The sequence below is a fragment of the Gardnerella coleohominis genome (assembly GCF_002896555.1).
GTDB classification, from domain to species: domain Bacteria; phylum Actinomycetota; class Actinomycetes; order Actinomycetales; family Bifidobacteriaceae; genus Bifidobacterium; species Bifidobacterium vaginale_F.
The window spans coordinates 1-282 of sequence record NZ_MNLH01000036.1 but is presented as its reverse complement, the minus strand read 5'-3'; the positions used below and the strand labels follow the sequence as shown (position 1 = coordinate 282).

At 37.6% G+C, this 282-nt stretch carries 1 protein-coding gene; it reads right to left on the bottom strand.

Annotation, left to right across the window (positions count from 1 at the left end; genetic code table 11):
• Positions 1-258, bottom strand: a 258-nt coding sequence (locus BFS05_RS06605; RefSeq protein ID WP_258004300.1) for a helix-turn-helix domain-containing protein, incomplete at its 3' end; no start/stop codon positions are given.
• Positions 259-282: the final 24 nt, after the last annotated feature.

Here is a 282-nt window from a genome sequence, read left to right as displayed (position 1 = left end):
AGTGTGTATAAGAGACAGGTATTGACAGATGCGTAGTAGTGTCTCTGTATTCACGTTTTCACCTTTGCTAATTCTAGCTATGGAAGCTGATGATATTCCAGCATCACGTTTTAAGTCCTCTTTCTTTTTCTGCCTATCAATAAGCAGCTTCCACAAATGCGTGTAATCAAGTTCAATCTGTAACTGTTTTTTGTTAGTGTTTGTCATATTATTTCTTTCCCCACTCTTTTCCAAATAATGCTTCTTCGTTACTGTCAAGGCGCTGTCTCCTTATACACATCT